This is a genomic window from Ulvibacterium marinum (assembly GCF_003626755.1).
GTDB classification, from domain to species: domain Bacteria; phylum Bacteroidota; class Bacteroidia; order Flavobacteriales; family Flavobacteriaceae; genus Ulvibacterium; species Ulvibacterium marinum.
The window spans coordinates 1,646,224-1,670,967 of record NZ_RBCJ01000001.1 but is presented as its reverse complement, the minus strand read 5'-3'; the positions used below and the strand labels follow the sequence as shown (position 1 = coordinate 1,670,967).

Below are 24,744 nucleotides of genomic sequence, written 5' to 3'. Positions count from 1 at the left end.
TCAAAAAGGCCCGCTCCTCGTCTCCACAATATGTAAATGAACTTCCTAAAACCCCAAGGGCATGCCCCCAAAGCGGCTGCAAATATAAACCGGTTTTTTTGTTTGTACAACACCTGAACGATTTTTTTTAAAAAGGTTAAGAATATTCGCAGTATTCCACCCAAGTCAAACATCAAAAAACTACGTGGATAAAGGGTATAGAACCTTGTTTTGATTATTTGAAACGGATAAAAAAATGTTCATGTTGGCCTTACTTTGTTGACGCATAATAAAGGCCTTATGCTAAAAAGCTGTGAAACTACAGAGATTCCATCAAGAAAAGAAATTCCAAACAAGGCCAAAACGAATTACAAAATCCCTATACGGGTAGTTTGGTGCTGAATAAAAATTGTAGCTTCCTCCAAAAGAAGAGTTGAAATGTTCGGCTTTCAAGTATATCCTGGTTTGTTTTACCCGGGCATTGATAAAAAAGTCCATTAGTGGATACCCTCCTAAACTTTCAGTATTCTGAATATAGAATTCCCCAAGCAGCGGATTGTACCCGTCCATAGTATAGGCCGAAAAATATTTGAATGTAATACCGGTCTGAAGGTACATGGCCTTTTTAAATACCTCTGACGAAAAATACAAGGTGTTCCTAGTAACCAATTGGGGAACATTAATTACATTATTGGTTTGCGAGACATTCTGATACATTACGGTATTATTAAGCGCAAAACCTCCCAACCTAAACTCCTTACTATATTTTATTTTTAAGTGGTTTACACTATTGCCTTCCTGAAATGGTCTTATGTTGCCCAATTCCATTCCTTCATCCACCGGGTTTTCCTGATCTAAAGTGAAATAGGTATAGTTATCCAAGGTGGTATATTTGGCCATGATGTTACCCCAAAAACCGGAATCAAAATTAACCTGGATGTTATTCACCCTTTGATTATCAAATACGGCCGTATTCTGCCAGTTGTAATTCTCGTACTCACTTTGGTAAAGCAGAAAATTGAAATTTGGCATTCTGGAAGAGGAATGAATTGAAAATCTAAGGTTGTTATTTTCATTGAACCGGTAACTTGCGGAAGCATCCAAAATACTACCCGTCAAACTTCCGGAAACATTATATTTTATATCACCCTTTAACTGGAAGCCACCAATTCGTTTTTCATACTTTGCCCCAACGGCAATTTCCTCTCCATTCAATCTGTTGTCGATTCGCTGAGTATCGTTTACCAATATACTATTAAAGAAATAATTGTAGTTATATAGACTGATGTTTCCTTGAAGCCGACCTAAAATAGGGTTGAAGAATTCAGCGCTAAATTCATTGAGCATCGTCTTAAGATTAGCCTTGTCATTGATATCCGTAAGAAAGGCACTCCCAAAATAGTCGTTGCTCGCCGTTTGTATGAATTGGTAATATTTGGTCTCATAATTGAATTTATGACCGATGGACAAGGATGTCGCCTCTACCTTAGAGGAGTCACGATTGCTTCTTAACAACTTGTATTGATGATCTAAAAAATATCGTTTCCCCAATATCTTATTATTGGCATCAGTAAATCTTACATCTATTCTGGATCGATCCCTGAATTCATTGTCTTCACCGCCAGTCTCAAATTGTTCCCTGTTCAGTAATCCTCCATTTTCCTCCGTTTCTATATCCTGGGCTGCGATATGTGCCCGTAAAACATATCGACCATTCCGAGATGTATAATTAGCGGTTGTCCTGAAGTTTCCGGATTCCGCTTGATCAAAGGCGTACTTGCCCAAAGACCTAAAACCTTTATAGGCCAGCGAAAAATTCAGTCTTTTGGAAGTATTGAAGGTGAGCATGGCGTCTAAAAGCTGACCTTGTTCAAACGTTGTCTTAAAAAAGAGGTCGGTCATGGGGGTAGGTACATTATAATACATAATGTCCTCCATTTCCATATAATTATAGTGAAGTGCCTCCGCCCCCAATACGGGATAAAGGTTTCTTCGGTCAAAATCTACTCCCAATTTATTGTAGGGTTGGCCTACATTGGAGAAGGGCATAAGTTCAAAATCGTCCTTTCTTAAATAATTATAGCGATATTCCTTTTGTATGGTCAAGGTGGTGTCCAAGAAAGTGGTATCCCGCTCGTAGGAGATTATTTTATAGTCCCTTATCGTCAATTCCTGGGAAGGGGCCTCCATCTTTTCATTGCCCGGTTTTATCATCCGCTCCCCTAAACGAGCGGTATCCAGCTTCTTTGCCGGCGGAATGGAGTCTTCTTGGGAATGGAGGGAGAGTCCAAAAAATAATAAAAATAGGAAAGGGAAATATTTCATTAAATCTGATGACCGCCCCCAAGGAAGCATTAAACAGGTCCCGTCATATGCCGGGATTATTACAATAAACTATTTTGGCAATTGCATAAAGCAGTATATCAAAACAAGTTCCATGGGCAAAGTTAATTTTTTTGTTCCTAATGAAATGTGAAAGTTTTCCGGGCCTTTGAGAGGCATCAATAAAAATTTCTTGAAATTTTATATTTTGCCCCTCCCGGAATTGCGAAAAGGCAATTCCGACCTCCCAAGGGGAGGTATGATCGGGAACCCCGAGGCAAAGCCATCGGGGAATTACACAGATTAAAGTTGGCGTAAATTATTTTCGATCCCAGTTTAGTATACTTATATTGTACCCAAACTGAAACAGTTGTCAAGTGCTTAAATCGTACTATCATAATATTGATGAAGTGGGCACCGACGAAGCAGGTAGAGGATGCCTGGCCGGGCCGGTTACGGCTGCCGCCATACTTCTTCCTAAAGACTTTAAAAATGATATTTTAAACGATTCCAAACAGCTTTCCCACGGCAAACGGAACTTTTTACGGCCCATATTGGAAAACGACTGCAGGTGTTATGGTGTGGCCCATGTGTATCCCGAAAAAATTGATGAAATCAATATTCTTAATGCGTCGATCCTCGCGATGCACAAAGCCATAGATTTGTTATCCGTTACGCCCAAGTTCATTATTGTTGACGGGAATCGGTTTAAATCCTACAAAAATATTCCGCATAAAAGTATTGTAAAGGGCGACAGCAAATTCATGAGTATTGCCGCCGCATCCGTACTTGCCAAGACCTATAGGGATGCCTACATGGAAGAGTTGCATGAACAATTTCCTATGTACAATTGGAAAAAAAACAAAGGTTACCCCACAAAAGAACATCGGGAGGCCATCCTTAAATATGGTACTACTAAATATCATAGAAAAAGTTTTAGGTTATTGCCGGACCAATTGACCTTAGAGTTTTAAAAGTTTATTTTTACGGCAAAGTATTTCCATGAAGTCCAAAATCCTTATCCTTTATTTTCTTTTTTTGATTTTTGGCTGTCAAGAAGAGAAAAGAACCTCTTCATCCTTACTGGAATTTATACCAGCGAATGCTTCGCTCATTATCAAAATCAATTCCTTTGATAGTTTTAAGGAAAGTATTCGAAACAACGATTTCCTTAAACGTTTTAAATCCTCAAAAACCTATAAGGAAATAGCCGAGGTAGTGAATAATCTCGATTATGTTCGGCCACAAACTTCAAGTTTATTGGCTTTTTCAAAATCCGCGGAGGGGAAATGGGGATACACTTTGGTAACAGCTTTTTCTCCGGATATCATAAACCTGAACAGTTTAAAAAACAAAACTATTGAGAGCCTTTCCACGGAACAGGAAGAAATAAATCGGTACACCATTGACGGATCAGTATTTTTTGCTTCCCGTTTGAAGGATAAAATAGCCGTAAGTTCGTCACAATCTCTATTGGAAAATTTGTCTAGAAGCTTTGGAAAGGTTGAAATTTCGAAAGCGTTACAAAAACTTTTCAAGGCATCGGGTACTACAAAGCCTGCATCTATTTTTCTGCATATGGATGAAAATACCGAACTTCTTGGCTCCTTGCTGAAGAACAATCCCGAAATTGAAACCTCACGCTTTGCAGATTGGTTGTCCCTGGACATCGACCTGCAATTGGATTACATCAATTTAAGGGGAATAAGCATGGTACAGGACTCGACCAAAAACTACCTAAACCTTTTTAAGAATACTACTCCCTTGGCCAACACCATTCAAAATTTCGCCCCTAAAAATGCCGAGGCCATCCTATCCTATACATTTAATGATTATGAGATATTTGCAAAAAACAAACGCGAGTATTTAGGGCATTCCGTACCAGAAGATTCCTTGTTTTCAACAGTTGAGGAAATTGGGTGTATCTATCTTAACTCCAAAAAGGCAGTCCTGTTAAATACGTATGGATCTGAAACCATTGCCGAATATTTGGGAGAAATGCAAGTGGGTTCCCTTGATTTTCAGGGAAATGAAATCCTGGAATTGGGTCAAAGTGATTTTTTAAAAAAACTACTTTCACCACTTATAACGGATTTTGATGCAAAATACGTTACGGTTTTGGACAATGCCTTTGTTTTTTCCGAGGAAAAGGAGGTCTTGCAAACTGTAATCAGAAATTACAAAAACAGCAACACTTTTCAGGATACCCCTGTTTATGAAACGGCCATGGAAAATATAGCGTCGGAATCTACTATTTTGTACATCTCGGATTCCGATGGCATAAAAGATGTGTTGAATGCACATTTTTCCAAGACTTTCATTCAAGATTTTACCAAATCAAAACTTAAGCCTACAGTATACGGAGCTCAGGTGGTGGCGGACAAGGATATCTTTCATACCAATGCCATAATCAATGCAATAACGCCCAAAAAATCCAACAGGAGCATTTCCAAGTCGTTTTCCCTAAACTTGGAAAATGAAATTACCATGAATCCTCAATTTGTCGTCAACCATAATACCAAAACAAAGGAAATTGTTGTTCAAGATGCGGACAATACGCTCTATCTAATTTCAAGAAACGGTAAAATACTTTGGAGCAAAAAATTGGATGGCCGTATTCAAGGCAAGGTACATCAGGTAGACATTTATAAGAATGGGCGTCTACAATTGGCCTTTACGACCAATAATCAATTTCTGGTTTTGGATAGAAATGGAGAAGAGGTAAAACCTTTCGTAAAATCATTTGAAGGTGGAAACCTGAATCCGCTTGCGGTTTTTGATTATGATGGAAAAAAGGACTATCGCTTTGTTGTGGTACATAATGAAAAAATATTTATGTACAACAACAAGGGCAATATTGTAACCGGCTTTACCTATATCGAAGCGGAACACCCGGTTCTTGGCGCTCCAAAACATTTTAGAATTGGCAAAAAAGACTATCTGACGTTTAAACTTTCGGACGGTAGCCTAAAGATCTTAAGCCGGGTGGGTAAAGTTCGGGTAAAGGTAGATAAGAAGATAGATTTCTCCGAAAACGAAATATACGTATACAAGAATAAATTTATTGTGACGGATAAAGACGGAATTCTGTATCAAATTGATGAAAGGGGAAAAATGTCCGAAGCCAACCTAAATCTCAATGAAGACCACGGCCTGGATGCCACGAGCAAAACGCTTGTACTTATGAACAACAACGAACTTAGTATAAGGGGAAACAAGGTAGAACTGGATTTGGGCGTATACCTACCACCAAAGATTTTCTATATCTATGACAAGATATACATTAGTTTGACGGACATCCAAAATCAAAGAGTTTATCTTTTTGACAGTATGGCAAAGGCTATTCCCAATTTTCCAATTTTCGGCACTTCCCCCATAGATTTGAACGACGTGGACAATGATAGAAAGTTGGAAGTAGTGGTCAAGGATCAGGACAATTCCATTATTATGTATAATATGAATTGACGACTTCTATCCGCCCATCCATACATCATAACCAGCCAACTATACATTTTTTTGTTTTTGGTTTACAATGGTTTTTAAATTTAACCAAATGCATATAAACTTCCCCTAAATCTTCACGATCTTAAGAAACGCTAAAAATGTAACAATCAGAAATACAAAGTGCGGATTAAAAATGGTGATAATTCCCAACTAAAATGGCACGTAAGTATAAACGCACATTGGACATAACCAATATTTTGTATTTTTAAAAGGCACCAATTTAGTACGAAAGTCATGAAAAAATTAAGTAAAATCATTAAACTAGGAGCGACCTTTTTTCTTTTATTCGGGTTTGCACAAACCGCAAATGCCCAATTTCTGAAAAAGCTGGGCAAACGTGCGGAGAAAGCGGCTGAAAGGGCAGTAGAGCGAAGAGTTGACAAAGAGACTACGGAAAAGACCGACCAAGTTCTGGATAGTATCTTAGAACCAGGATCAAAAGGAAGTGGTCAGGGCGGAAACCCTATCCCACAAACCACGGAAACGAATACTCCTGATTCCAATTCGAGCGACGGGAACAGTGGAGGTAATCCAAGTACAGCCCCAGCCACAGAAAAATCGCTTACGGTTTATAGCAAGTTCGATTTTGTCCCCGGGGACAAACCCCTATTTTTTGACGATTTCGCAAACGACTTCATTGGGGATTTCCCTTCCAAATGGAATACCAATGCGGGAGGGGAAATCGTAACCCTTGGCGAGTCGTCCCAAAAATGGCTGGAACTAAAATCTGGATACAACATATATTATGTCCCCGATGTGTCAAAATTGCCCGAAGAATATACCATTGAATTTGACATAGCGGCCGTTGGCCTGGACCGGAAAACCTCTTCTACGGCCCAACTTAGGGTATCAGTTAGTGATGATGATAAATTTAAAGATGGTATAAACTATGCCTACGCCGAAATTCCGTTCTGTCAGTATGCGGCCATTGGGGTTACGGTTCAAAACAGGATTAACGGGAAATCGGAAATACGCAGTACGGTCAAAGCTGATTTACGGGATGAAGTTTTAAATATGCCCCACGTGTCCATAGCCGCCAATAAACAACGTTTCAGGCTCTGGATCAATGAGGTTAAATATTTGGATGTACCTAGATTGTTGCCTGCCGGAGCTGTATTGCATACCGTGAAATTTCACATGAACAATTTTAAGGACGGGAAAGAAAGGATATTTATTACCAACCTCAAAGTGGCCGAGGGTGGCGTGGATCTGCGCCGCAAGCTAATCTCGGAGGGCAAAATATCTACCAATGCAATTTTGTTCGAATCGGGCTCGGCCAATCTAAAGCCACAGTCGATGGGGGTTATTCGGCAAATATCCCAAGTCCTTCAGCAAGAGGCTTCCATGAAACTTAAAATTGTTGGTCATACCGATGCCGATGGTAATGACGCCTCTAATATGGAACTTTCCAAAAAAAGAGCGGATGCCGTAAAAAATGCATTGGTTTCTGTTTATAACGTTTCTTCAGGTCGATTAATAACGGAAGGCAAGGGAGAGACCGAGCCCATGGGTGACAATAGCACAGTGGACGGAAAGGCTCAAAATAGAAGGGTTGAATTTATTAAACAATAATACGTATTTAGCTATGAAAAAGACAATACTGGGGTTGACCCTTGCCCTACTATTTGGGACACACAGCTTGCTATCCCAAGACAATTGCAGTAAATATTATCCCTTAGAGGAGGGAACTACGTTTCAATATACCATGTACAATAAAAAGGGAAAGACCGAGGGCATTACCGACTACAGGGTTACCAATGTTGACAACTCAGGAGGCGAAACCAGTGCTACTATGGCTATGAAATTTACTGATAAAAAGGGGAAAGAGGCCTTTACTTCGGATTACAAATATACTTGTACCGGAAAAGGTATTAAAATTGACTTCAATTCCTTGTTACCGGAAGCTATGACAAGTCAGTTCAAGGATATGGAATATGAGATAACAGGTACGGATATAGAGCTCCCGAATGACTTAAGTGTAGGGCAGACCTTGGATGATGCCAACGTAACCATGGCCATAAGTATGGCCGGGGTGAATATGAACATCGAAGTAAATATGATCAATCGCAAGGTAGAGAAACGGGAAAGTGTAACCACACCCGCCGGCACTTTTGATTGTTACGTGCTTTATAACGATACACAATCCAAGACTATGGGGGCAAACCAAACCTTTCCTTCAAGACTGTGGCTCGCCGAAGGAGTAGGTATGATTAAACAAGAAACGTATAAAAAAGATGGCGCTCTTATGAATAGTATGGCGCTCACACAGTTTAGCAAGTAAAAGAAAAATAGATTTTTGATGGAAGGCCAGGGTTTACACCCTGGCCTTTTGTTCTATCAATTCTGCCTCGAAGAGCGTTTTAAAATGGACAAGTAGTTTTTGTTTTACTTCATTCACGTCAATTTCTCTTTTTCCCAATTCTACATTTAATGAAGTGACAGCTTTGTCCTTAATACCGCAGGGAATCATATGGTCAAAATACCCAAGGTCCGTATTTACATTCAATGCAAAGCCGTGCATGGTAACCCATCTACTGGCCCGTACGCCCAGGGCACAGATTTTACGGGCAAAGGGAGTGCCTACATCCAACCAGACTCCAGTCTCTCCTTCGGAACGCTGCCCTTGTAATTCGTATTCGGCCAAGGTTAAAATGACCATTTCTTCCAAAAATCGAAGGTATTTGTGGATATCCGTAAAGAAATTGTCCAGATCCAAGATCGGGTAGCCCACAACCTGTCCGGGACCATGATAGGTGATATCTCCCCCCCTATTTATTTTGTAGTATTTGGCCCCTATTTCTTTTAGCTGTGCCTCATCTACGAGAAGGTTTTCTTCATCCCCGCTCTTTCCCAAGGTATACACATGTGGATGCTCTACGAACAAAAAATGATTGGGGGTTTTAAGTGTGGTTCCTTGCCTTCTATTTTTGATTTTTAGATCAACTATTTCCTGAAAAAGCGTCTCTTGATAGTCCCAAGTCTTCTTGTAGTCTTGAAAACCCAAATCCCGTACCGCCACCTTTTTGTTCATAAGGGCAAAGATACGACGATAGCATCACTTTTATGTTTATTGTGAATGTAGTTTTCCCACCCCGATAGGGCAGTTATAACAAGACTTCTAACTCGGATTATTTAAAATCACTAAAGCAGCGATAACACCGGGAACCCATCCACATAGCGTAAGCAAAAAGACAATAATGATAGAACCGCAACCTTGATCGATAACGGACAAGGGCGGAAATAAGATAGCCAGTAAGACTCTGAAACAACCCATTTTGTAATTTCTTTTGATTGATGTATCTATAGGACGCAATTTTACTCCATTTGTTACGCAAAACCTGTATTTTTATTTCTTATATGACTCCTTTTTTATGTCAACAAGAATATTGTTTTTTCTAATCTGTTTTACCATCCTTAAAAGTCAGGGGCAATATCGTTTTGATGGACACATAAACCCTGACGAAGGCAAAACGGTGTACCTCTCTTATATAGAGGATTACAGAAAGTTTTCCCGAATTTATACAGATCAAATTATTCGCAAAACAGAGACCGACTCCTTGGGCCGGTTTAGTTTTCAGGGAACCAATCTTCCGGAAGAAAATCGGATTTACAGGCTGCACGTGGATGGTTGTGAGATGGAGTCTACGAAAAATCCTCACGTACTCGGGGTTTGTGATTTTAGCCAAAGTGTACTTTTTATAGCCAACAATACGGATACTTTGAATTTTTCAAAATCGGCCTACGGACAAACATTTTGTCAGATCGTTTCCACAAATCCCTCTTCCGATAATTTCTTGGAAATAGCGACCCTAAAGGAGGAAATGATAGTGGATTTCAACGATTTTAACAGTGAGGCCAATAAAAAAATCAACTCGGAGAAATGGTTTGCCAACCTACAGAATTTCGGTACTGGTCTTCATGAGCCCTTGGCAGAACTCTTTATTTACGATTTTTTATCGGATAGAAGAAATGAGACTTACCCCTATTACTTAAAAGACCTCAATGAAAACCCGTATTATGGTAATCTACTTGAACGCTTAAAAAAAGTATATCCTGAAACCAGTTATACCCAACTTTATGAAAACGAAATTGACCTGGATAAACAAATTGCGTCCAACAAAGGGGCAAGTCTTTTTACTTGGAAATGGATTTTGGCCTTTGCCTTATTACTTTCCCTGTTACTGAACATTTATTTGTTGATGAAAAAAAGACAATCCAGAGAAATGGCCAAAAAGGGAATTTTGGAGAAACTTACCCATCAGGAGCAGAAAATAGTAGACGAGATTTTAAAGGAAAAGACCAATAAGGAGATTGCAACGGACCTTTTTATTAGCGTCAGTACGGTAAAAACGCACATCAACAATTTGTATAAAAAACTAGACGTTTCCAAAAGAGACGATATCAAAGGGCTTTTTGAGAATCAAAATTGAAAATCCACCTGGGGTCTAGTCCCTATTTCCAACGCCACTTTTTTTGGATCTAATCGCTAATCCGTGATTTTCGGCATCTAAACTTTAAACCGAAAATCATGAGAACTAGTGCATTTTTATTTTTTACATTGTTTTGTATGGCTTTGAACGGGCAAAATCAGGAAATCACCCCGGAAAACGGAAATTCATTCCTTTTGGGTAAAATAACGTTAAACGTCTTTGAAAAAGAACCTTATCGGGAATGGTACCAAAAATCATATCAAGATTATGGAGTGGATGAAACCTTGGTTCATCTTTTCAGTAAGAAATTGTCCCATTATCGAATACAACTCTTTTTGGGTACATGGTGCGGGGATAGCAAGCGGGAAGTACCTCGGTTTATAAAAATTTTAAAGGAGGCCAATTTTCCTCTGGAAAATTTAGAGGTCGTAGCGTTAGATCGAAGAAAAGGGTGGTACAAAAAAAGTCCGGGGGGAGAAGAAAGGGGCAAGAACATTAAAAAAGTGCCCACGATCCTATTCATCAAAAATGGAAAAGAGGTCAATAGAATTGTGGAAAGTCCTGTAGAATCCCTTGAAGAAGATATGGCCCTCATCCTAAACGGAGGTGAGTATATACCCAACTATGCTGTAATGAAACAATAGAGCTCTTAATTATCTTTCAATAGTCCTCCTACGTAGCAGTTCGGCACCAAACTAATTTTTCGGCGTATTTTTGCTATTTGTACCTATATCCAATTAAGAATACGAAATGTTTAGTAGACTGTTGAAAGGTAATCTTCTTTTAATTGTTTTTTTCACGGTACTCGGGCTTGCCTGTAGTACAGATGAAGCAGTAGCTACTGACATGTTGGAACCTGAACAGAAGATTTCACCTGGCACTTCCATTCGTTATCTTGCGCTAGGCGATAGTTATACGGCAGGAACGGGCATAGACACATTACAAAGTTTCCCCCGGCAGCTACAACAAACCCTGGCCAGTGAACTTACTAGAGGGGTAACAGTGCAAGTAGTTGCCCGAGCAGGGTGGCGCACGGACAATTTAATCAATGCCCTGGAGGGGGAAACACTGGAAGATAGCTACGATTTTGTCACGCTATTGATCGGAGTGAATAATCAATTTCAAAATCGTCCTTTTTCGCAGTACGAAGACGAATTTCCGAAGCTCCTGAACAGGGCTTTGAACTTGGCAGGCGACAATCCTGAGCGAGTGGTGGTGATTTCCATCCCCGATTATTCCTATACCCCGTTTGGACAGAACCTGGGCTTTGAGAATATATCTGATGAAATTGATGGTTATAACAATTTTGCAAAAATAATCACGGAAGAGAACGGCATTCCATTTGTTGATATTACGGATATCTCCCGAAATGGTCTGGAAGACATCTCCTTGGTAGCCAGAGACAATCTTCATCTTTCGGAAAAGGCTTATCAAATGTTTTTGGATCGGATTGTTCCAGATGCCATATCCAAATTGAAAGATTGAGGCAAAGGGCCTATATTTGCAGCCTTAATTAAATGTACATGCAACTTTCGGAGCAAGAGATTATAAGGAGGGACAAATTGGAGAAATTAAGGGAAATGGGTATAAACCCGTATCCTGCAGCACTGTTTCCCGTAAATACAACCTCGAAGCAAATAAAGGAAGAATATCTTGAAGGGAAAAAAGTAATTATTTCGGGCCGGTTGATGTCTCGCCGTATCCAAGGAAAAGCTTCTTTTGCGGAATTACAGGATGGTCTTGGCCGAATTCAGGTGTACTTTAATCGCGATGAAATTTGTCCGGGTGAGGACAAAGCTTTATACAACGAGGTATACAAAAAGTTGCTGGACATTGGTGATATCATTGGGGTAGAAGGAGCGCTTTTTACTACTAAGGTGGGAGAGAAAACGGTTATGGTAAAAGACTTTACCCTGTTAAGCAAGGCTCTTCGCCCATTGCCCTTACCAAAAAAAGATTCAGAAGGAAATCTATACGATGAATTCAACGACCCGGAATTGCGCTATCGCCAGCGCTATGTGGACCTAGTCGTAAATCCATCCGTTAAGGAGACCTTTATCAAAAGGACTAAAATAACCAATAGCATCCGGGAGTTTTTAAATGCGCAAGGTTATCTTGAGGTAGAAACCCCTATTCTACAACCCATTCCTGGTGGCGCGGCCGCGCGTCCATTCTTGACCCATCACAATGCATTGAATATTCCATTATACTTACGCATCGCCAACGAGTTGTATTTAAAGCGCCTTATTGTTGGAGGATTTGATGGTGTCTACGAGTTTGCCAAGGATTTTAGGAACGAGGGTATGGATCGTACCCATAATCCCGAGTTTACTATAATGGAATTATATGTCGCCTACAAGGACTATAATTGGATGATGGAAACCACCGAACAGTTATTGGAAAAAGTGGCTTTGGATGCTAACGGCACCACTAAAGTAAAGGTTGATGAAAAAGAAATCGACTTTAAGGCTCCCTATCCCAGGGTTCCCATTTTGGAAGCGATAAAGATACATACCGGTTTTGATGTTGCCGGAATGGATGAGACCCAACTCAGGGAAGTGGCACGGAAGCTACAAATAGAGGTGGATGAAACCATGGGTATTGGCAAATTGATCGATGAGATTTTTGGCGAAACATGTGAGCACCAGTATATACAACCCACCTTTATTATCGATTATCCCAAAGAGATGAGCCCTTTGACCAAGGAGCACCGTAGCAATCCGGCCTTGACGGAACGCTTTGAACTCATGATTAATGGGAAGGAAATAGCCAATGCCTATTCCGAGCTAAACGATCCCATTGATCAACGTGAACGTTTTGAGGAGCAGCTAAAACTATCTGAAAAAGGAGATGATGAAGCCATGTTCATTGACCAGGACTTTCTACGGGCCTTGGAATATGGCATGCCCCCAACTTCCGGCATTGGTATTGGCATAGATCGTTTGGTAATGCTTATGACCAATAATTCCTCCATTCAAGAGGTATTGTTCTTCCCTCAAATGCGGCCCGAGAAAAAGCAGATAGAGCTGACTGAGGAAGAAAAAACGATAGTAGCCCTTTTAAAGCCGGAAGGGAATATGGATTTAGGCGAACTTAAATCCCAAGCCGGGCTCAGCGGCAAAAAATGGGACAGATCTATGAAGGCACTTTCCAAAAATGGGCTTGTGAAGGTTGTAGTTGAAGGCGACTCAAAAATTGTAATGTTGAAAGAATAAGATTCAGCTCTTTTAAAAATCAGGCTTTAGTTGCACAGTGTTGCGTAATTTTAAAACCCGATTTTTCAAAATATCCCTATATTTATAAGCCGTTCCAAATCATTGGATTGTACATGAAAAGGAAGATTTATATAGGAATATGCATTGGTATGGCCCTAATGGCCATTGCCCTTCTCTGGAATTCGTTTAAACCTAACGAAAAAGTTGATTTTAGCACACAAATAAAACCCATACTCAATAATAGGTGTATCACTTGTCACGGAGGTGTCAAAAAGAATGGAGGGTTTAGCCTATTGTTTGAAAAGGAGGCCTTTGCCGCTACAGAATCCGGAAAACCAGCTATCATTCCCGGGGATGCCTCAGGTAGCGAATTCATTAAAAGATTGAAGGAAGAAGATCCAGAACTTCGCATGCCTTATGAAAAGCCCAAACTATCGGATGAGGAAATAGACCTCCTAACGCGCTGGATAGACCAAGGGGCAGAATGGGGCCAACATTGGGCCTATTCGCTTCCAGAAAAAGTAGACGTACCCACATTGACCAACGAAGCCGGATTTACCTTTGAAGAATCATCCGATTTCCTCCAGAACAACATTGATAATTTTATCCTTACCCGCTTGGAAAGTGAACAAGTGGAACCCAATCCAGCGGCTGAGAAAAACATCATTGCCCGAAGACTCGCCTTGGACCTAACCGGATTACCCCCTAGCACGGAATTATTGAAAGCGTTCGAAAGCGGAGCACTTTCCTACGAAGCCTTGACAGACACCTTACTGGCACAAAAGAGCTACGGGGAAAAATGGGCTACTTGGTGGTTGGACCTTGCCCGGTACGCAGATTCAAAAGGCTATGAAAAAGATATGGGCCGATCCATTTGGAAATATCGAGATTGGGTTATTGATGCCTTTAACAGGGATCTCCCTTATGATCAGTTTACCCTGGAGCAATTGGCGGGGGACCTTCTAGCGAATCCGAGTACCGATCAACTCATCGCAACTGCTTTCCATAGAAACACCATGAATAATGATGAAGGGGGCACTGATGATGAAGAATATCGAGTGGCCACGGTCATTGATAGGGTGAATACCACCTTTGAAGTCTGGCAGAGTACCACCATAGGTTGTGTACAATGCCATGGCCATCCATATGACCCGTTTAAGCACGAGGAATATTATAAGCTCATGGCCTTTTTTAACAACACAAGGGACGAAGATACCCCAAGCGAGGGTCCGGTGCTCAAGTTTTATACCCCAGAACAGCAGAAAGACGTTGATAAGGTATTGAATTGGATTACGGAAAATGGTACTATAAAACAGCATAAGACCTACAAAGACTTCATGCAGTTTACCGAACCCGTTTATAAATCGCATATTTTTCAAGAAATTACCAATGGGTCCTACGATGATCATGCTTCCGTGGTACTATGGGATGATGGCAATTGCATCCTGAAAAACGGCTATACCAACAACAGCGGTTATGTATATTTAAACTATCGTTCGCACTATGACGGCACTCGGATGACCATACGTGAAGGGGATGCCAACGGTCCTATTTTAGGGCAGTTTACCATTAATAAGGCGAAAAATAACACCACATCCCAATTTCCAATAAAAAAGATAGACCGTAAGACCAATCTTTATATTGAAACGCAAAATAATGCGGCGGCCAAAGAGGCCAATATTATCAATATCTATTGGATTGCGTTTTTAGAAGATATGCCAGGACAGGATAAACCTGGATGGTCTGCCGTAAACAAGACTTTTCTGAAGACCTTGAATACCAACATGGCTGTCACCGTACCTATTTTGGCCGAAAACCCATCATATATGCAGCGTGCCACCCAGGTTTTTGATCGTGGTAGCTGGCTTTCCCAGACCGATACGGTTCAACCGAGCACTCCTGAAAGCCTTAGCAAGTGGAATACGGAATGGCCCAAAGACCGATTAGGTTTTTCCAAATGGATCGTTGACAAAGAAAATCCTTTGACCGCTAGGACTTTGGTAAATAGGATATGGCACCAAATTTATGGCAGGGGCTTGGTCCCAACTATCGAGGATATCGGTTCACAATCCGATGCTCCTTCCCACCCTGCCCTACTGGACTGGCTCTCGTTGCGTTTGATGAACGAGCACAATTGGAGCATGAAAGCGTTGATAAAGGAAATTGTGCTTTCGGGTACTTATCGCCAAAGCTCTAAGAGCACCCCTGAAATGTATCAAAGGGATCCAAATAACGAATTGTATGCCAGAGGTCCCAGGGTTCGATTGGGAGCCGAGGCCATTCGCGATCAAGCGTTGGCCGTTTCCGGACTTTTAAGTGACAAGATGTACGGTCCAGGGGTAATGCCCCCGCAGCCCGATGGAGTCTGGCAAACCGTTTACAACGGGGCCCAATGGGAAGAAAGCAAAGGAGAAGATCGGTATAGAAGAGGAGTCTATACCTATTTGAAACGTACTAGCCCCTACCCCTCGTTTTTAACCTTCGATGCCGGCAGCAGGGAGGTCTGTACCATTCGCCGAATCGTCACCAACACACCCCTACAGGCCTTAGTAACCCTGAACGATCCGGTTTACTTAGAAGCGTCGTATACGCTAGCAAAGAATACCAAGGTCGCCGATGATGTAGACGAGAGTATCGCCCAAAGCTATAAAAGGGCAACCTATACCGATATTTCACCGAACAAATTGGAGGCGTTAAAGGCATTGTATGAGGAGTCATTATCAGAATTCAGGGAAAATGAGGAAGCCAATGTACTTTTTTTACATTTTGATGATAAACCAACTCCAGAATTAAGTGCCCTGACCGTGGTAGCCAATGCCATTATGAATTTGGATGAATTTTTAACGAAAGCCTAACCCCATGGAAGACCATATCCAGAGATTGATCCAAGAAAAGATCGTGCGAGAGACACAGGCCAAAACCCGCAGGCACTTCATAAAGAGTTGTGCTCAAGGTATGGGTGGTTTGGCATTAAGCTCCATTTTTATGGGTTGCGATCCTTTGGCTAAACCCATGGCGAAAAAAACCGTGGCATTTTCCGAACGCGACCTAAACCCGTTGGCTACTTTGGCTCCTCCCTTTGCCCCAAAGGTAAAGTCGGTTATTTACCTACATATGGCAGGAGCGCCCTCGCAACTCGAAATGTTCGATTATAAACCGCAACTCCAAAAATATCATGGACAGGATTGCCCACAATCTTTGTTGGAGGGAAAGAAATTTGCCTTTATCAAGGGGACTCCAAAATTAATGGGGCCTCAGGCCGAGTTTAAACAAGAGGGGCAATCAGGAAATTGGGTGTCAAACTTTATGCCCCATTTTAAGAAGGTGGTGGACGAAGTAGCCTTTTTAAAGGCCGTACATACCGATCAATTCAATCACGGCCCCGCGCAGTTGTTTATGCATACGGGTAGTGCCCGATTGGGCAGGCCCAGTATCGGTGCGTGGGCCACATACGGATTGGGTTCTCCAAATCAGAATCTTCCCGGTTTTGTAGTGTTGACCTCTGGTGGCAATACTCCTGATGCCGGGAAAAGTGTCTGGGGCAGTGGATTTCTACCGTCCGTTTACCAAGGTGTTCAATGCCGCTCCAAAGGAGATCCCGTACTCTACATAGAAGATCCCGATGGTATGACCCGAGATCTTAAAAAAAGTACTATTGATGCCATCAACAAAATCAATAAAGAGGAATATGCCAAGTATGCCGACCCGGAAATCTTGGCACGTATAAACCAATATGAAATGGCCTACCGTATGCAGATAGCAGTACCGGAGGTCATGAATATCAACAATGAACCGGAAAATATTAAACAAATGTACGGCGTTGAACCGGGCAAGGAATCTTTTGCCAACAACTGTCTTTTGGCCCGTAAATTAGTCGAGGATGGCGTACGTTTCGTACAGCTTTTTGACTGGGGATGGGATACTCATGGGAATATCCGTGAGGGATCTATCGATTTAGGCCTACGCAATAAATGTGGGGAAATAGACCGGCCAATTGCCGCGCTAATCTTAGATCTGAAACAACGCGGTCTATTGGACGAAACCTTAATAGTCTGGGGCGGTGAGTTTGGCCGTACACCCATGCAGGAGAACCGGGGCAATAAAAAAATGGCCTACAAAGGTCGTGATCATCATGGAGATGCCTTTACCATGTGGATGGCTGGTGGGGGTATCAAGAAAGGGGTTTCCCATGGCAAAACAGACGATATTGGGTTTTCCGGAATAGAAGGTCAGGTTTCGGTACATGATATTCATGCCACCATTTTACACCTACTGGGCTTTGATCATGAACAATTTACCTATGAATTTCAAGGAAGACATTTTCGATTGACCGATGTAGAAGGAGAACTTATTAAAGAAATTTTAGCGTAATCCTAGACTCCCTCATTTTAGTAAGGGTAAAGTTGGAACGCTAAGGGTAAGACAGGAAATGAACTCAAATACCAAACCAAAAAAATGAAAAGACGTTTTCTCTTTGCCCTATTTTGCATATCCTTCCTCACGCATTCGCAACAAAAAAAACAGCTAGAATTCTTTCAAACCGACTGGGGTAGAACTACCTCTTGGGATAGCTTCTGCAAACGCATAAAGGCATCTGGGTATGACGGGCTTGAAACCTGGTTCCCATCTACCGAGCAAAGTCAAAATGAGTTGAAAGCTGCATTAAAAAAATATGGGTTGAAAGTCGGATTTTTAAATGGAACCAATAAGTCATTGCCTTTTGAAGAGAGTCTAAAATCCTATACCGAACATTTCAAGGTTTTGGTATCCTGGGAACCCGCGTACATTAACTGTCATACAGGCAACGACTTTTTTACCTTTGAGCAGAACAAGGCCTTTGTTGATGCTGCCAATGCCATGGCCAAAGAAAGTGGCGTTCCCATTTATCATGAGACACATCGAGGAAGGTTCAGTTTTAACCTACCGGATACGAAGGCCTATTTAAAAGCAATTCCCTATTTGAAATTAACCTTGGATATTAGTCATTGGATGGTCGTCCATGAATCGCTCTTAGAAAATCAAAATGAAGAATTGAGTGAAGTTATTGACCGATCCCATCATATCCATGCCCGTGTGGGGCATGCCGAAGGGCCGCAGGTCAACGATCCGGAGGCCCCGGAATGGAAAAAAGCCCTGGACCGACATCTGGATATCTGGGAAAAGGTGATACGTAAAAAATGGGAAACCCAAGATGTGTACACCATCACTACTGAATTCGGCCCTGCCGATTATATGCCAACCTTACCCTATACCCGCGTTCCGGTAGCGGACCAATGGAAAGCCAATACATATATGATGATGCGATTAAAAGAACGTTTGAATATTGATTAACCAAAAAGATTTATGGACGTTCTAAAACAGTTACTGGGTAGGCTTCACCCCCTTGTGGTGCATCTACCCATAGGATTTATCATTCTTGGATTATTACTACAATGGTATGATCGCAAACGTAAGGAATACACTAAAGTCATTTCACTTGTGTACCTATGGGGTGGAATCAGCGCAGCCCTGGCCTGTATTACCGGTTATTTGCAATATCTCGGAGAAGGCTATGCATTTGATACGGTGAAATGGCATCTATGGTCGGGCATCGCAACAGCATTATTTTCTTTTTTGATGTATGCCAAGTTACAGGAAATACAACGAATCGATTTTTTGGGTAAAGTGCCCATCGCGGTATTGGCGGTGCTATTTTTTGTATTGATTTCCTTTACCGGTCATCAAGGAGGTAATATTACACACGGGGAAGATTATTTGGTAGAACCACTTCCCAATCATATAAAATCGGCCTTGGGTTTTGAGACCTTTGAAGAAAAACCCATTGTTTTGAATGAAGAAAATTGGCAAGAAGCCTTAATTTATGATGATGTTGTAAAACCTATTTTAAACAATAATTGCGTAAGCTGCCACGGAAAAAAGAAAACTAAGGGAGAACTGCAATTGCATACACCTGAAGTACTTCTAAAAGGTGGTGAAAATGGGGAAATCATAATTACCAATAATCCCGAAAATAGTGAGTTGTATACTCGACTGGTATTACCTAAGAATGACGAGGACCATATGCCGCCCAAAGATAAAAGGCAACCCACCCAAGAGGAAATCGAGTTAATCAAAGCTTGGTTGAGTATCGGAAACCCTTTTGAGGGTGCCATAGGGGAACTCGGGATGGAGAAGGAATTGTTCCTATCATTTTTCCCGAAAAAACACAATGCCGATTACCCTGATATTCAAATTGCAGCTGCTTCCCAAGATACTATCAACGCTATAAAGAGCCATGGGCTTCATGTAGAACACATCAGTAAAGCATCCAATTTTTTAGAGGTTTCCTGTATTAACAAACCTTCCTTTGTAGATTCCGATTTTGAAATAATAATGCCCCTCAAAGAGCAGATTGCCATATTAGATCTTGGAGGAACCCAAATTACGGATGCCATTTTTGAAAAATTGGCGACCCTGACCAACTTGACCGTATTGAAATTGGACGCCACAGCAATTACAGGGAAAAACATGGAGTTGCTCGCTTCTTTGGAGCATCTTAAATCCATTAATTTGACCGGATCTCACTTAGAAGAAATTTATTTGCGAAACTTGGAAAGCTTCAAAAATCTGGAAATTGCCTATGTCTTTGGTACCCAGGTAGAGGGAGAGGGTGTCCGAAGGTTGAAAGATGGTCAAATAACTATCGATTATGGCAATTACGAACTACCGCCCCTCCCATCGGATTCTATAATTTATTAGGCCTATGGCATCAATTCATAGATGGAAAAGCGCAGGTTTGCCCAAACACAAATTTTTAAAACCAAAAGAAAAAACATAGTTTAGGGGCATTAATCTACCTTCATGGAAATCAGTAGGAAACTAGGTCTTTTTTTAGGCCCCATTTTATTTTTTGTCATAATCAATCTACCTTTTCAGCTGGTTTCCGAACAAGGAGATGCCGTCATCGGCGTTGCCGTCTGGATGGTCATCTGGTGGATTACCGAAGCGGTGTCCATATCGGTAACCGCTCTTCTGCCCTTGCTACTGTTTCCCATCCTCAAGGTAATGCCGATGACAGATGTAGGGGCCAATTATGGAAGCCCCATAGTTTTCCTCTTCTTTGGTGGCTTTGTTATGGCACTTGCACTGGAAAAGGTAAACCTGCACAAACGTATTGCCCTAAGTATTATAAAGGTAACAGGAACTACTCCGAATAAAGTGGTACTGGGATTCATGATTGCCACGGCATCCCTAAGTATGTGGATCAGCAATACGGCCAGTACCGTGGTGATGTTACCTATTGCTATGTCCGTTATTGGATTATTGATCAATGATGCCGATGGTTTTACCAAAAACGATCAGAATTTCGCCCTTAGCGTGATGTTGGGGATTGCCTTTTCTGCCAATGCCGGCGGTATTGCCACAGTTATCGGCACACCTCCCAATTCTGTTATGATCGGGCTCTTGGAAAATGAATATAACATTGAAATATCCTTTTTAAAATGGATGGTTATCGGGGTTCCCTTTTCTTTCGTTATGATCGCTATCAGCTATTTGGTATTGGTGAAATGGATGTTTCCCAATAAACAGCTAAAGTTTACGGCGTCCAAGGAAGTTATCAATTCCGAGCTTCAAAAATTAGGGCCAACGAGCGGAAAGGAAAAAATGGTCTTGGTCATTTTTGGCATCACTGTTTTCCTGTGGATCTTTAGAACCCTTATCAACAAAATATTTCCCGCTTTAGGACTTTCAGATACCATCATTAGTATGTTTGCCGCTATTTCCCTTTTTGCGGCTCCTTACAACCTGAGAAAGGGTGATTTTTTAATCCATTGGCGAGATACTTCAAAATTGGCCTGGGGCATTTTGATTCTTTTTGGCGGTGGGTTGGCTTTGGCGAAAGGGATGTCCGTAAGTGGTATAGTGGATATGGTGGCCAACGCCATAGCTGCCAGTGAAATCTCCATTTTGCTTACCGCGGCGCTACTGATTTTTTTAATGCTCTTTATGACCGAATTAATGAGCAACGTAGCTCTGGTAGCCGTTTTGGCCCCTGTAGTGGCCGGTATTGCGATAGGCCTCGAAATTCCTATCTTGTACTTATTGATTCCGGTAACCATAGCAAGTAGCTGCGCTTTTATGCTCCCTATGGCCACTCCGCCCAATGCGATCGTTTTTGCAAGTGGTTATATAAGGGTACATCAAATGGCCCGGGTAGGGATAATGCTTAACCTTATTGCGGTTGGGCTTTTGATCTTGATGTTCCAATTTATATTACCCTTGATTTTTTGAAAAAAGAAAGCCCTGGACAAATTGCCCAGGGCCCGTTCATCTATTTTTAATGTACTCTTACTTTCTCTGGTAAACGTTAAATGACTCAGGCAAGTACTCTGCCGTCTCAAAATCCATTTCGATATCATCACTGGAATCCATATAATTGATTCCTTCCACCGAACTTGGATCGGCATAGGCATCAAAGTCTGCGGGCAGATAAATCTTTAACTCCTCAAGCTGCGGCAGTCCCTCTTCTTCCATATAAGAAACGGAATTCAGGTCAAAATATATGGTATACGGATCGAAACCTTCCGGCAAATAATCCGCGGTGTCAAACCCGAGGTCAACTTGGGCTTCTTCCTCAATATAGGTTATACTATTAATGTCAAATTCTTTCTCTGGTCGGTGTGCCAATATTCCATTGGCAAATAATAGACCAATTGCGATACTTAGGGTTGCTCTTTTAAAACTCATAACGATATGGTTAATTGTATGAAAGGATATAACGTTATAAAAACCAATTATTGCCTCTTTTAAGCTCTGGACAAATTTTCAAAAAATGTCTAGAAATAGGGTTGTCAATGTAAAGGCCTCTTATTTGCCAACCCCATACTATAGCTTAATTTTTTTTACGTTCTTCTCAATTTTATATCCTAATTTTTGCCAAATGGAGTTTATCCACTTTTGCGTTATTTTTTTGTTAATTTCTATACTCTTCATTTTTAGTCGGTATTCTGTTTCGGTCAATTCCGGAAAAAAGGGGCCGGCCGAAAAGCCGGCCCTTTTTTGACTAATTCAAATTAACTCTAAAATGAAGATTCTCTGTCTATAAGACTATCCTTAATTCAAAGTGTTACGCTTTTATGAAAACTTTAAGCCTTTTCGACCTCCTATCGACCAAAAGGCCTAAAAATCCGATGTTATGAATCCCAACACGATAATCGGAAAGTGATAATAGTGGTGACCACAGAATTTGGCTCGTTCACCCCATCAAGTTATGCATTTCACAACATTGGTTCCTTTTGGGGATTTCCTTGGTCTATCTTAGAGAAATAATCAAAAAAATCAATAATTATGTCCCCCAAAATTAAAAGTTTACTTTATTTCACTTGTTTTATGGCCTCTGCTGCTATGTATTACATCGTAGAGCCTGAAGATTTGCAAAATCAAAAAGAATCTCCAGAATTAGTTAAGGTAGATGTGGAAAATTATGCGCCTCAGGCCGAAGTATTTGAAGATACCCTGAAATAACCAACCAAAATCAATATATTACAACCAAAGGTGTGGAGTTTATCCGCACCTTTTTCTTTTAATGTAGTTGCCTATTGCGCTTCGTTAAAGAAATCACAAACTTCACTACCATGATTAAACCTCTTCTTAATCTCCAAGTCCTACTTCTGAAAATCATAAAATATAAAGACATGAAAAAAACATTAGTATTAGTTATGCTATTGGCAGGAGCAACTGTTATGGCGCAAAAAGGGCAAAAAAATCATCATAGGGAGGCCATGAAGGACCTGACCCCGGAACAGATCGCCACCCTACACACCAAAAAAATGACCTTGGCCTTGGACCTCAGTGACACACAACAAAAGCAAGTTCAGGTATTAAATTTGGAGAACGCCAAACTTCGCAAGGCTAAAATGGAAGAACGAAAGGCAAGGAAAGAAAGCGGTGATTCCAAAAAACCGACCTCAGAGGAGCGCTATGAACTGCAATTGGAACATTTGGACAATCAGATTGCCCATAAGGCCGAAATAAAAGCGATTCTTTCCCCGGAACAATATGAAAAATGGGAGAAATTGCATTTCCATAAAAGAAAAATGCGTGGAAAAGAGCGGAGCGAGGGCAAAAGAGGTAGACGATAACGGGCTTTATGTCCTAGTGTGAGGAGCATGCCTAAAAACCCCACATTTTCTATCATTGCGAGGTACGAAGCAATCTGTAGCTTCTTGGGAAGAAATAAACAGATTACTTCACTTTGTTCGTAATGACGAATGATATGGGTTTTTAGGCGTTCCCTATGTTATCGTATATATTTGGCTTACCCCTATTACATGAAATGGTATCTACAAAGCCATAGGAAGCTCTAACCGAGGCTTCAGCAAATTCTTCAAAAACATAAGCCTGCTAAGAGGCACAAAATACCTCAGGTCATCAATCAATAGGGCAAACGCCTGCTCCATCCCTTGGATTATTGCCAAAAACTCTTCTAGACGGAGGTTTATATTCCATGATTTGCATCAATCCATACATGCCTTGTCCCACAATTTCACTATATTTCTGGGTAATAAACACACAATAATAACCATTAACACCAGAGAATTATGAAAAAATTAGTTGCAGAATTTATCGGAACCTTATGGCTCGTATTGGGAGGATGTGGGAGTGCCGTTTTAGCCGCTGCCTATCCAGAATTGGGTATTGGATTTGTCGGCGTTGCCCTTGCCTTTGGCCTAACCGTTTTAACCATGGCCTATGCCATTGGGCACATTTCGGGATGTCATCTTAATCCGGCCGTTTCCATTGGGCTTTGGATGGGAGGCCGTTTTGAAAAAAAAGAACTACTCCCTTACATCATTGCGCAGGTTTTGGGCGGTATTGCCGGGGCCGGTATCCTATACCTAATTGCAAGTGGAAAACCTGGATTTGAGCTGGGCGGTTTTGCCGCCAATGGTTATGGGGAACACTCTCCTGGAGGATATGGTCTGGTCGCTGCTTTGGTGACTGAAATCGTCATGACCTTTATGTTTTTGATTATTATTTTAGGAGCAACACATTCCAAAGCGGCACAAGGATTCGCGGGATTGGCCATAGGATTGGGGCTTACACTCATCCACTTGATAAGTATTCCCGTAACCAATACCTCGGTAAATCCGGCAAGAAGTACAAGCCAAGCTTTGTTTGTAGGTGATTGGGCCATCGGTCAATTATGGCTGTTTTGGGTAGCACCCATTCTGGGGGCTCTTTTGGCCGGACTCGTTTACAAATTCATTTCACCCGAAAAGGAATAGAACAAGGTTATCCTTGTTTTCAAATTG

Annotated in this window: 20 protein-coding genes; 16 read left to right on the top strand and 4 right to left on the bottom strand. The window is 41.3% G+C overall.

Going from position 1 to position 24,744, the window contains the following annotated elements; translation table 11 throughout:
• Positions 1–312 precede the first annotated feature (312 nt).
• Positions 313–2,304, bottom strand: a complete 1,992-nt coding sequence (locus tag D7Z94_RS07215; protein ID WP_120710803.1) for a putative porin — start codon at positions 2,302–2,304, stop codon at positions 313–315.
• Between the two features lie 374 nt (positions 2,305–2,678).
• On the opposite strand from D7Z94_RS07215, the gene D7Z94_RS07210 reads away from it, so the two are divergent.
• From D7Z94_RS07210 to D7Z94_RS07195, 4 genes are all read left to right on the top strand, one after another.
• Positions 2,679–3,275, top strand: coding sequence for a ribonuclease HII (locus tag D7Z94_RS07210; protein WP_120710802.1), 597 nt, complete (start codon positions 2,679–2,681; stop codon positions 3,273–3,275).
• 28 nt (positions 3,276–3,303) lie between these two features.
• Positions 3,304–5,766: a ribonuclease HII gene (locus D7Z94_RS07205; RefSeq protein ID WP_120710801.1), complete on the top strand. Its 2,463-nt coding sequence runs from the start codon at positions 3,304–3,306 to the stop codon at positions 5,764–5,766.
• Between the two features lie 273 nt (positions 5,767–6,039).
• Positions 6,040–7,377, top strand: a complete 1,338-nt coding sequence (locus D7Z94_RS07200) for an OmpA family protein (RefSeq protein ID WP_120710800.1) — start codon at positions 6,040–6,042, stop codon at positions 7,375–7,377.
• Between the two features lie 13 nt (positions 7,378–7,390).
• On the top strand, positions 7,391–8,086 hold the full coding sequence (locus tag D7Z94_RS07195) for a TapB family protein (protein WP_120710799.1): 696 nt from the start codon (positions 7,391–7,393) through the stop codon (positions 8,084–8,086).
• Between the two features lie 33 nt (positions 8,087–8,119).
• Here the strand turns inward: D7Z94_RS07195 and lipB are convergent, their stop codons facing one another.
• Together lipB and D7Z94_RS07185 are read right to left on the bottom strand one after the other, a co-directional pair.
• Positions 8,120–8,836, bottom strand: coding sequence for a lipoyl(octanoyl) transferase LipB (lipB, locus tag D7Z94_RS07190; RefSeq protein ID WP_120710798.1), 717 nt, complete (start codon positions 8,834–8,836; stop codon positions 8,120–8,122).
• Positions 8,837–8,923: 87 nt separating this feature from the next.
• Complete coding sequence (locus tag D7Z94_RS07185; RefSeq protein ID WP_120710797.1) at positions 8,924–9,079, bottom strand: YqaE/Pmp3 family membrane protein; 156 nt, start codon at positions 9,077–9,079, stop codon at positions 8,924–8,926.
• A gap of 97 nt (positions 9,080–9,176) precedes the next feature.
• Between D7Z94_RS07185 and D7Z94_RS07180 the strand changes: the two genes are divergently transcribed.
• From D7Z94_RS07180 to D7Z94_RS07140, 9 genes are all read left to right on the top strand, one after another.
• Positions 9,177–10,235 carry a response regulator transcription factor gene (locus D7Z94_RS07180; protein WP_147415845.1) on the top strand — a complete coding sequence of 353 codons (1,059 nt, stop codon included), beginning with the start codon at positions 9,177–9,179 and terminating at the stop codon, positions 10,233–10,235.
• Between the two features lie 98 nt (positions 10,236–10,333).
• Positions 10,334–10,879: a thioredoxin family protein gene (locus tag D7Z94_RS07175; RefSeq protein WP_120710795.1), complete on the top strand. Its 546-nt coding sequence runs from the start codon at positions 10,334–10,336 to the stop codon at positions 10,877–10,879.
• A 106-nt stretch (positions 10,880–10,985) separates the two neighbouring features.
• Positions 10,986–11,720, top strand: coding sequence for an SGNH/GDSL hydrolase family protein (locus tag D7Z94_RS07170; RefSeq protein WP_120710794.1), 735 nt, complete (start codon positions 10,986–10,988; stop codon positions 11,718–11,720).
• A 38-nt stretch (positions 11,721–11,758) separates the two neighbouring features.
• A complete protein-coding gene (gene lysS / locus D7Z94_RS07165) occupies positions 11,759–13,450 on the top strand; it encodes a lysine--tRNA ligase (protein ID WP_120710793.1) in 1,692 nt (563 codons plus the stop codon).
• Between the two features lie 113 nt (positions 13,451–13,563).
• Positions 13,564–16,305: a PSD1 and planctomycete cytochrome C domain-containing protein gene (locus tag D7Z94_RS07160; RefSeq protein WP_211341753.1), complete on the top strand. Its 2,742-nt coding sequence runs from the start codon at positions 13,564–13,566 to the stop codon at positions 16,303–16,305.
• A gap of 4 nt (positions 16,306–16,309) precedes the next feature.
• Entirely contained in the window at positions 16,310–17,821 is a 1,512-nt protein-coding gene (locus tag D7Z94_RS07155; protein ID WP_120710791.1) for a DUF1501 domain-containing protein, read from the top strand.
• Between the two features lie 84 nt (positions 17,822–17,905).
• Positions 17,906–18,781, top strand: a complete 876-nt coding sequence (locus tag D7Z94_RS07150) for a sugar phosphate isomerase/epimerase family protein (RefSeq protein WP_120710790.1) — start codon at positions 17,906–17,908, stop codon at positions 18,779–18,781.
• Between the two features lie 12 nt (positions 18,782–18,793).
• On the top strand, positions 18,794–20,188 hold the full coding sequence (locus tag D7Z94_RS07145) for a c-type cytochrome domain-containing protein (RefSeq protein ID WP_120710789.1): 1,395 nt from the start codon (positions 18,794–18,796) through the stop codon (positions 20,186–20,188).
• A 102-nt stretch (positions 20,189–20,290) separates the two neighbouring features.
• Positions 20,291–21,721: an SLC13 family permease gene (locus D7Z94_RS07140; RefSeq protein WP_120710788.1), complete on the top strand. Its 1,431-nt coding sequence runs from the start codon at positions 20,291–20,293 to the stop codon at positions 21,719–21,721.
• Positions 21,722–21,778: 57 nt separating this feature from the next.
• Here D7Z94_RS07140 and D7Z94_RS07135 read toward each other — a convergent pair whose 3' ends face one another.
• Positions 21,779–22,177 (bottom strand): hypothetical protein, encoded by a 399-nt coding sequence (locus D7Z94_RS07135; protein WP_120710787.1) that lies wholly within the window; start codon positions 22,175–22,177, stop codon positions 21,779–21,781.
• A 600-nt stretch (positions 22,178–22,777) separates the two neighbouring features.
• Here D7Z94_RS07135 and D7Z94_RS25615 point away from each other — a divergent pair.
• From D7Z94_RS25615 to aqpZ, 3 genes are all read left to right on the top strand, one after another.
• Entirely contained in the window at positions 22,778–22,954 is a 177-nt protein-coding gene (locus D7Z94_RS25615) for a hypothetical protein (RefSeq protein WP_158594598.1), read from the top strand.
• 170 nt (positions 22,955–23,124) lie between these two features.
• Positions 23,125–23,571: a Spy/CpxP family protein refolding chaperone gene (locus tag D7Z94_RS07125; protein ID WP_120710909.1), complete on the top strand. Its 447-nt coding sequence runs from the start codon at positions 23,125–23,127 to the stop codon at positions 23,569–23,571.
• Between the two features lie 459 nt (positions 23,572–24,030).
• A complete protein-coding gene (gene aqpZ / locus D7Z94_RS07120; protein WP_120710785.1) occupies positions 24,031–24,717 on the top strand; it encodes an aquaporin Z in 687 nt (228 codons plus the stop codon).
• Positions 24,718–24,744 lie beyond the last annotated feature (27 nt).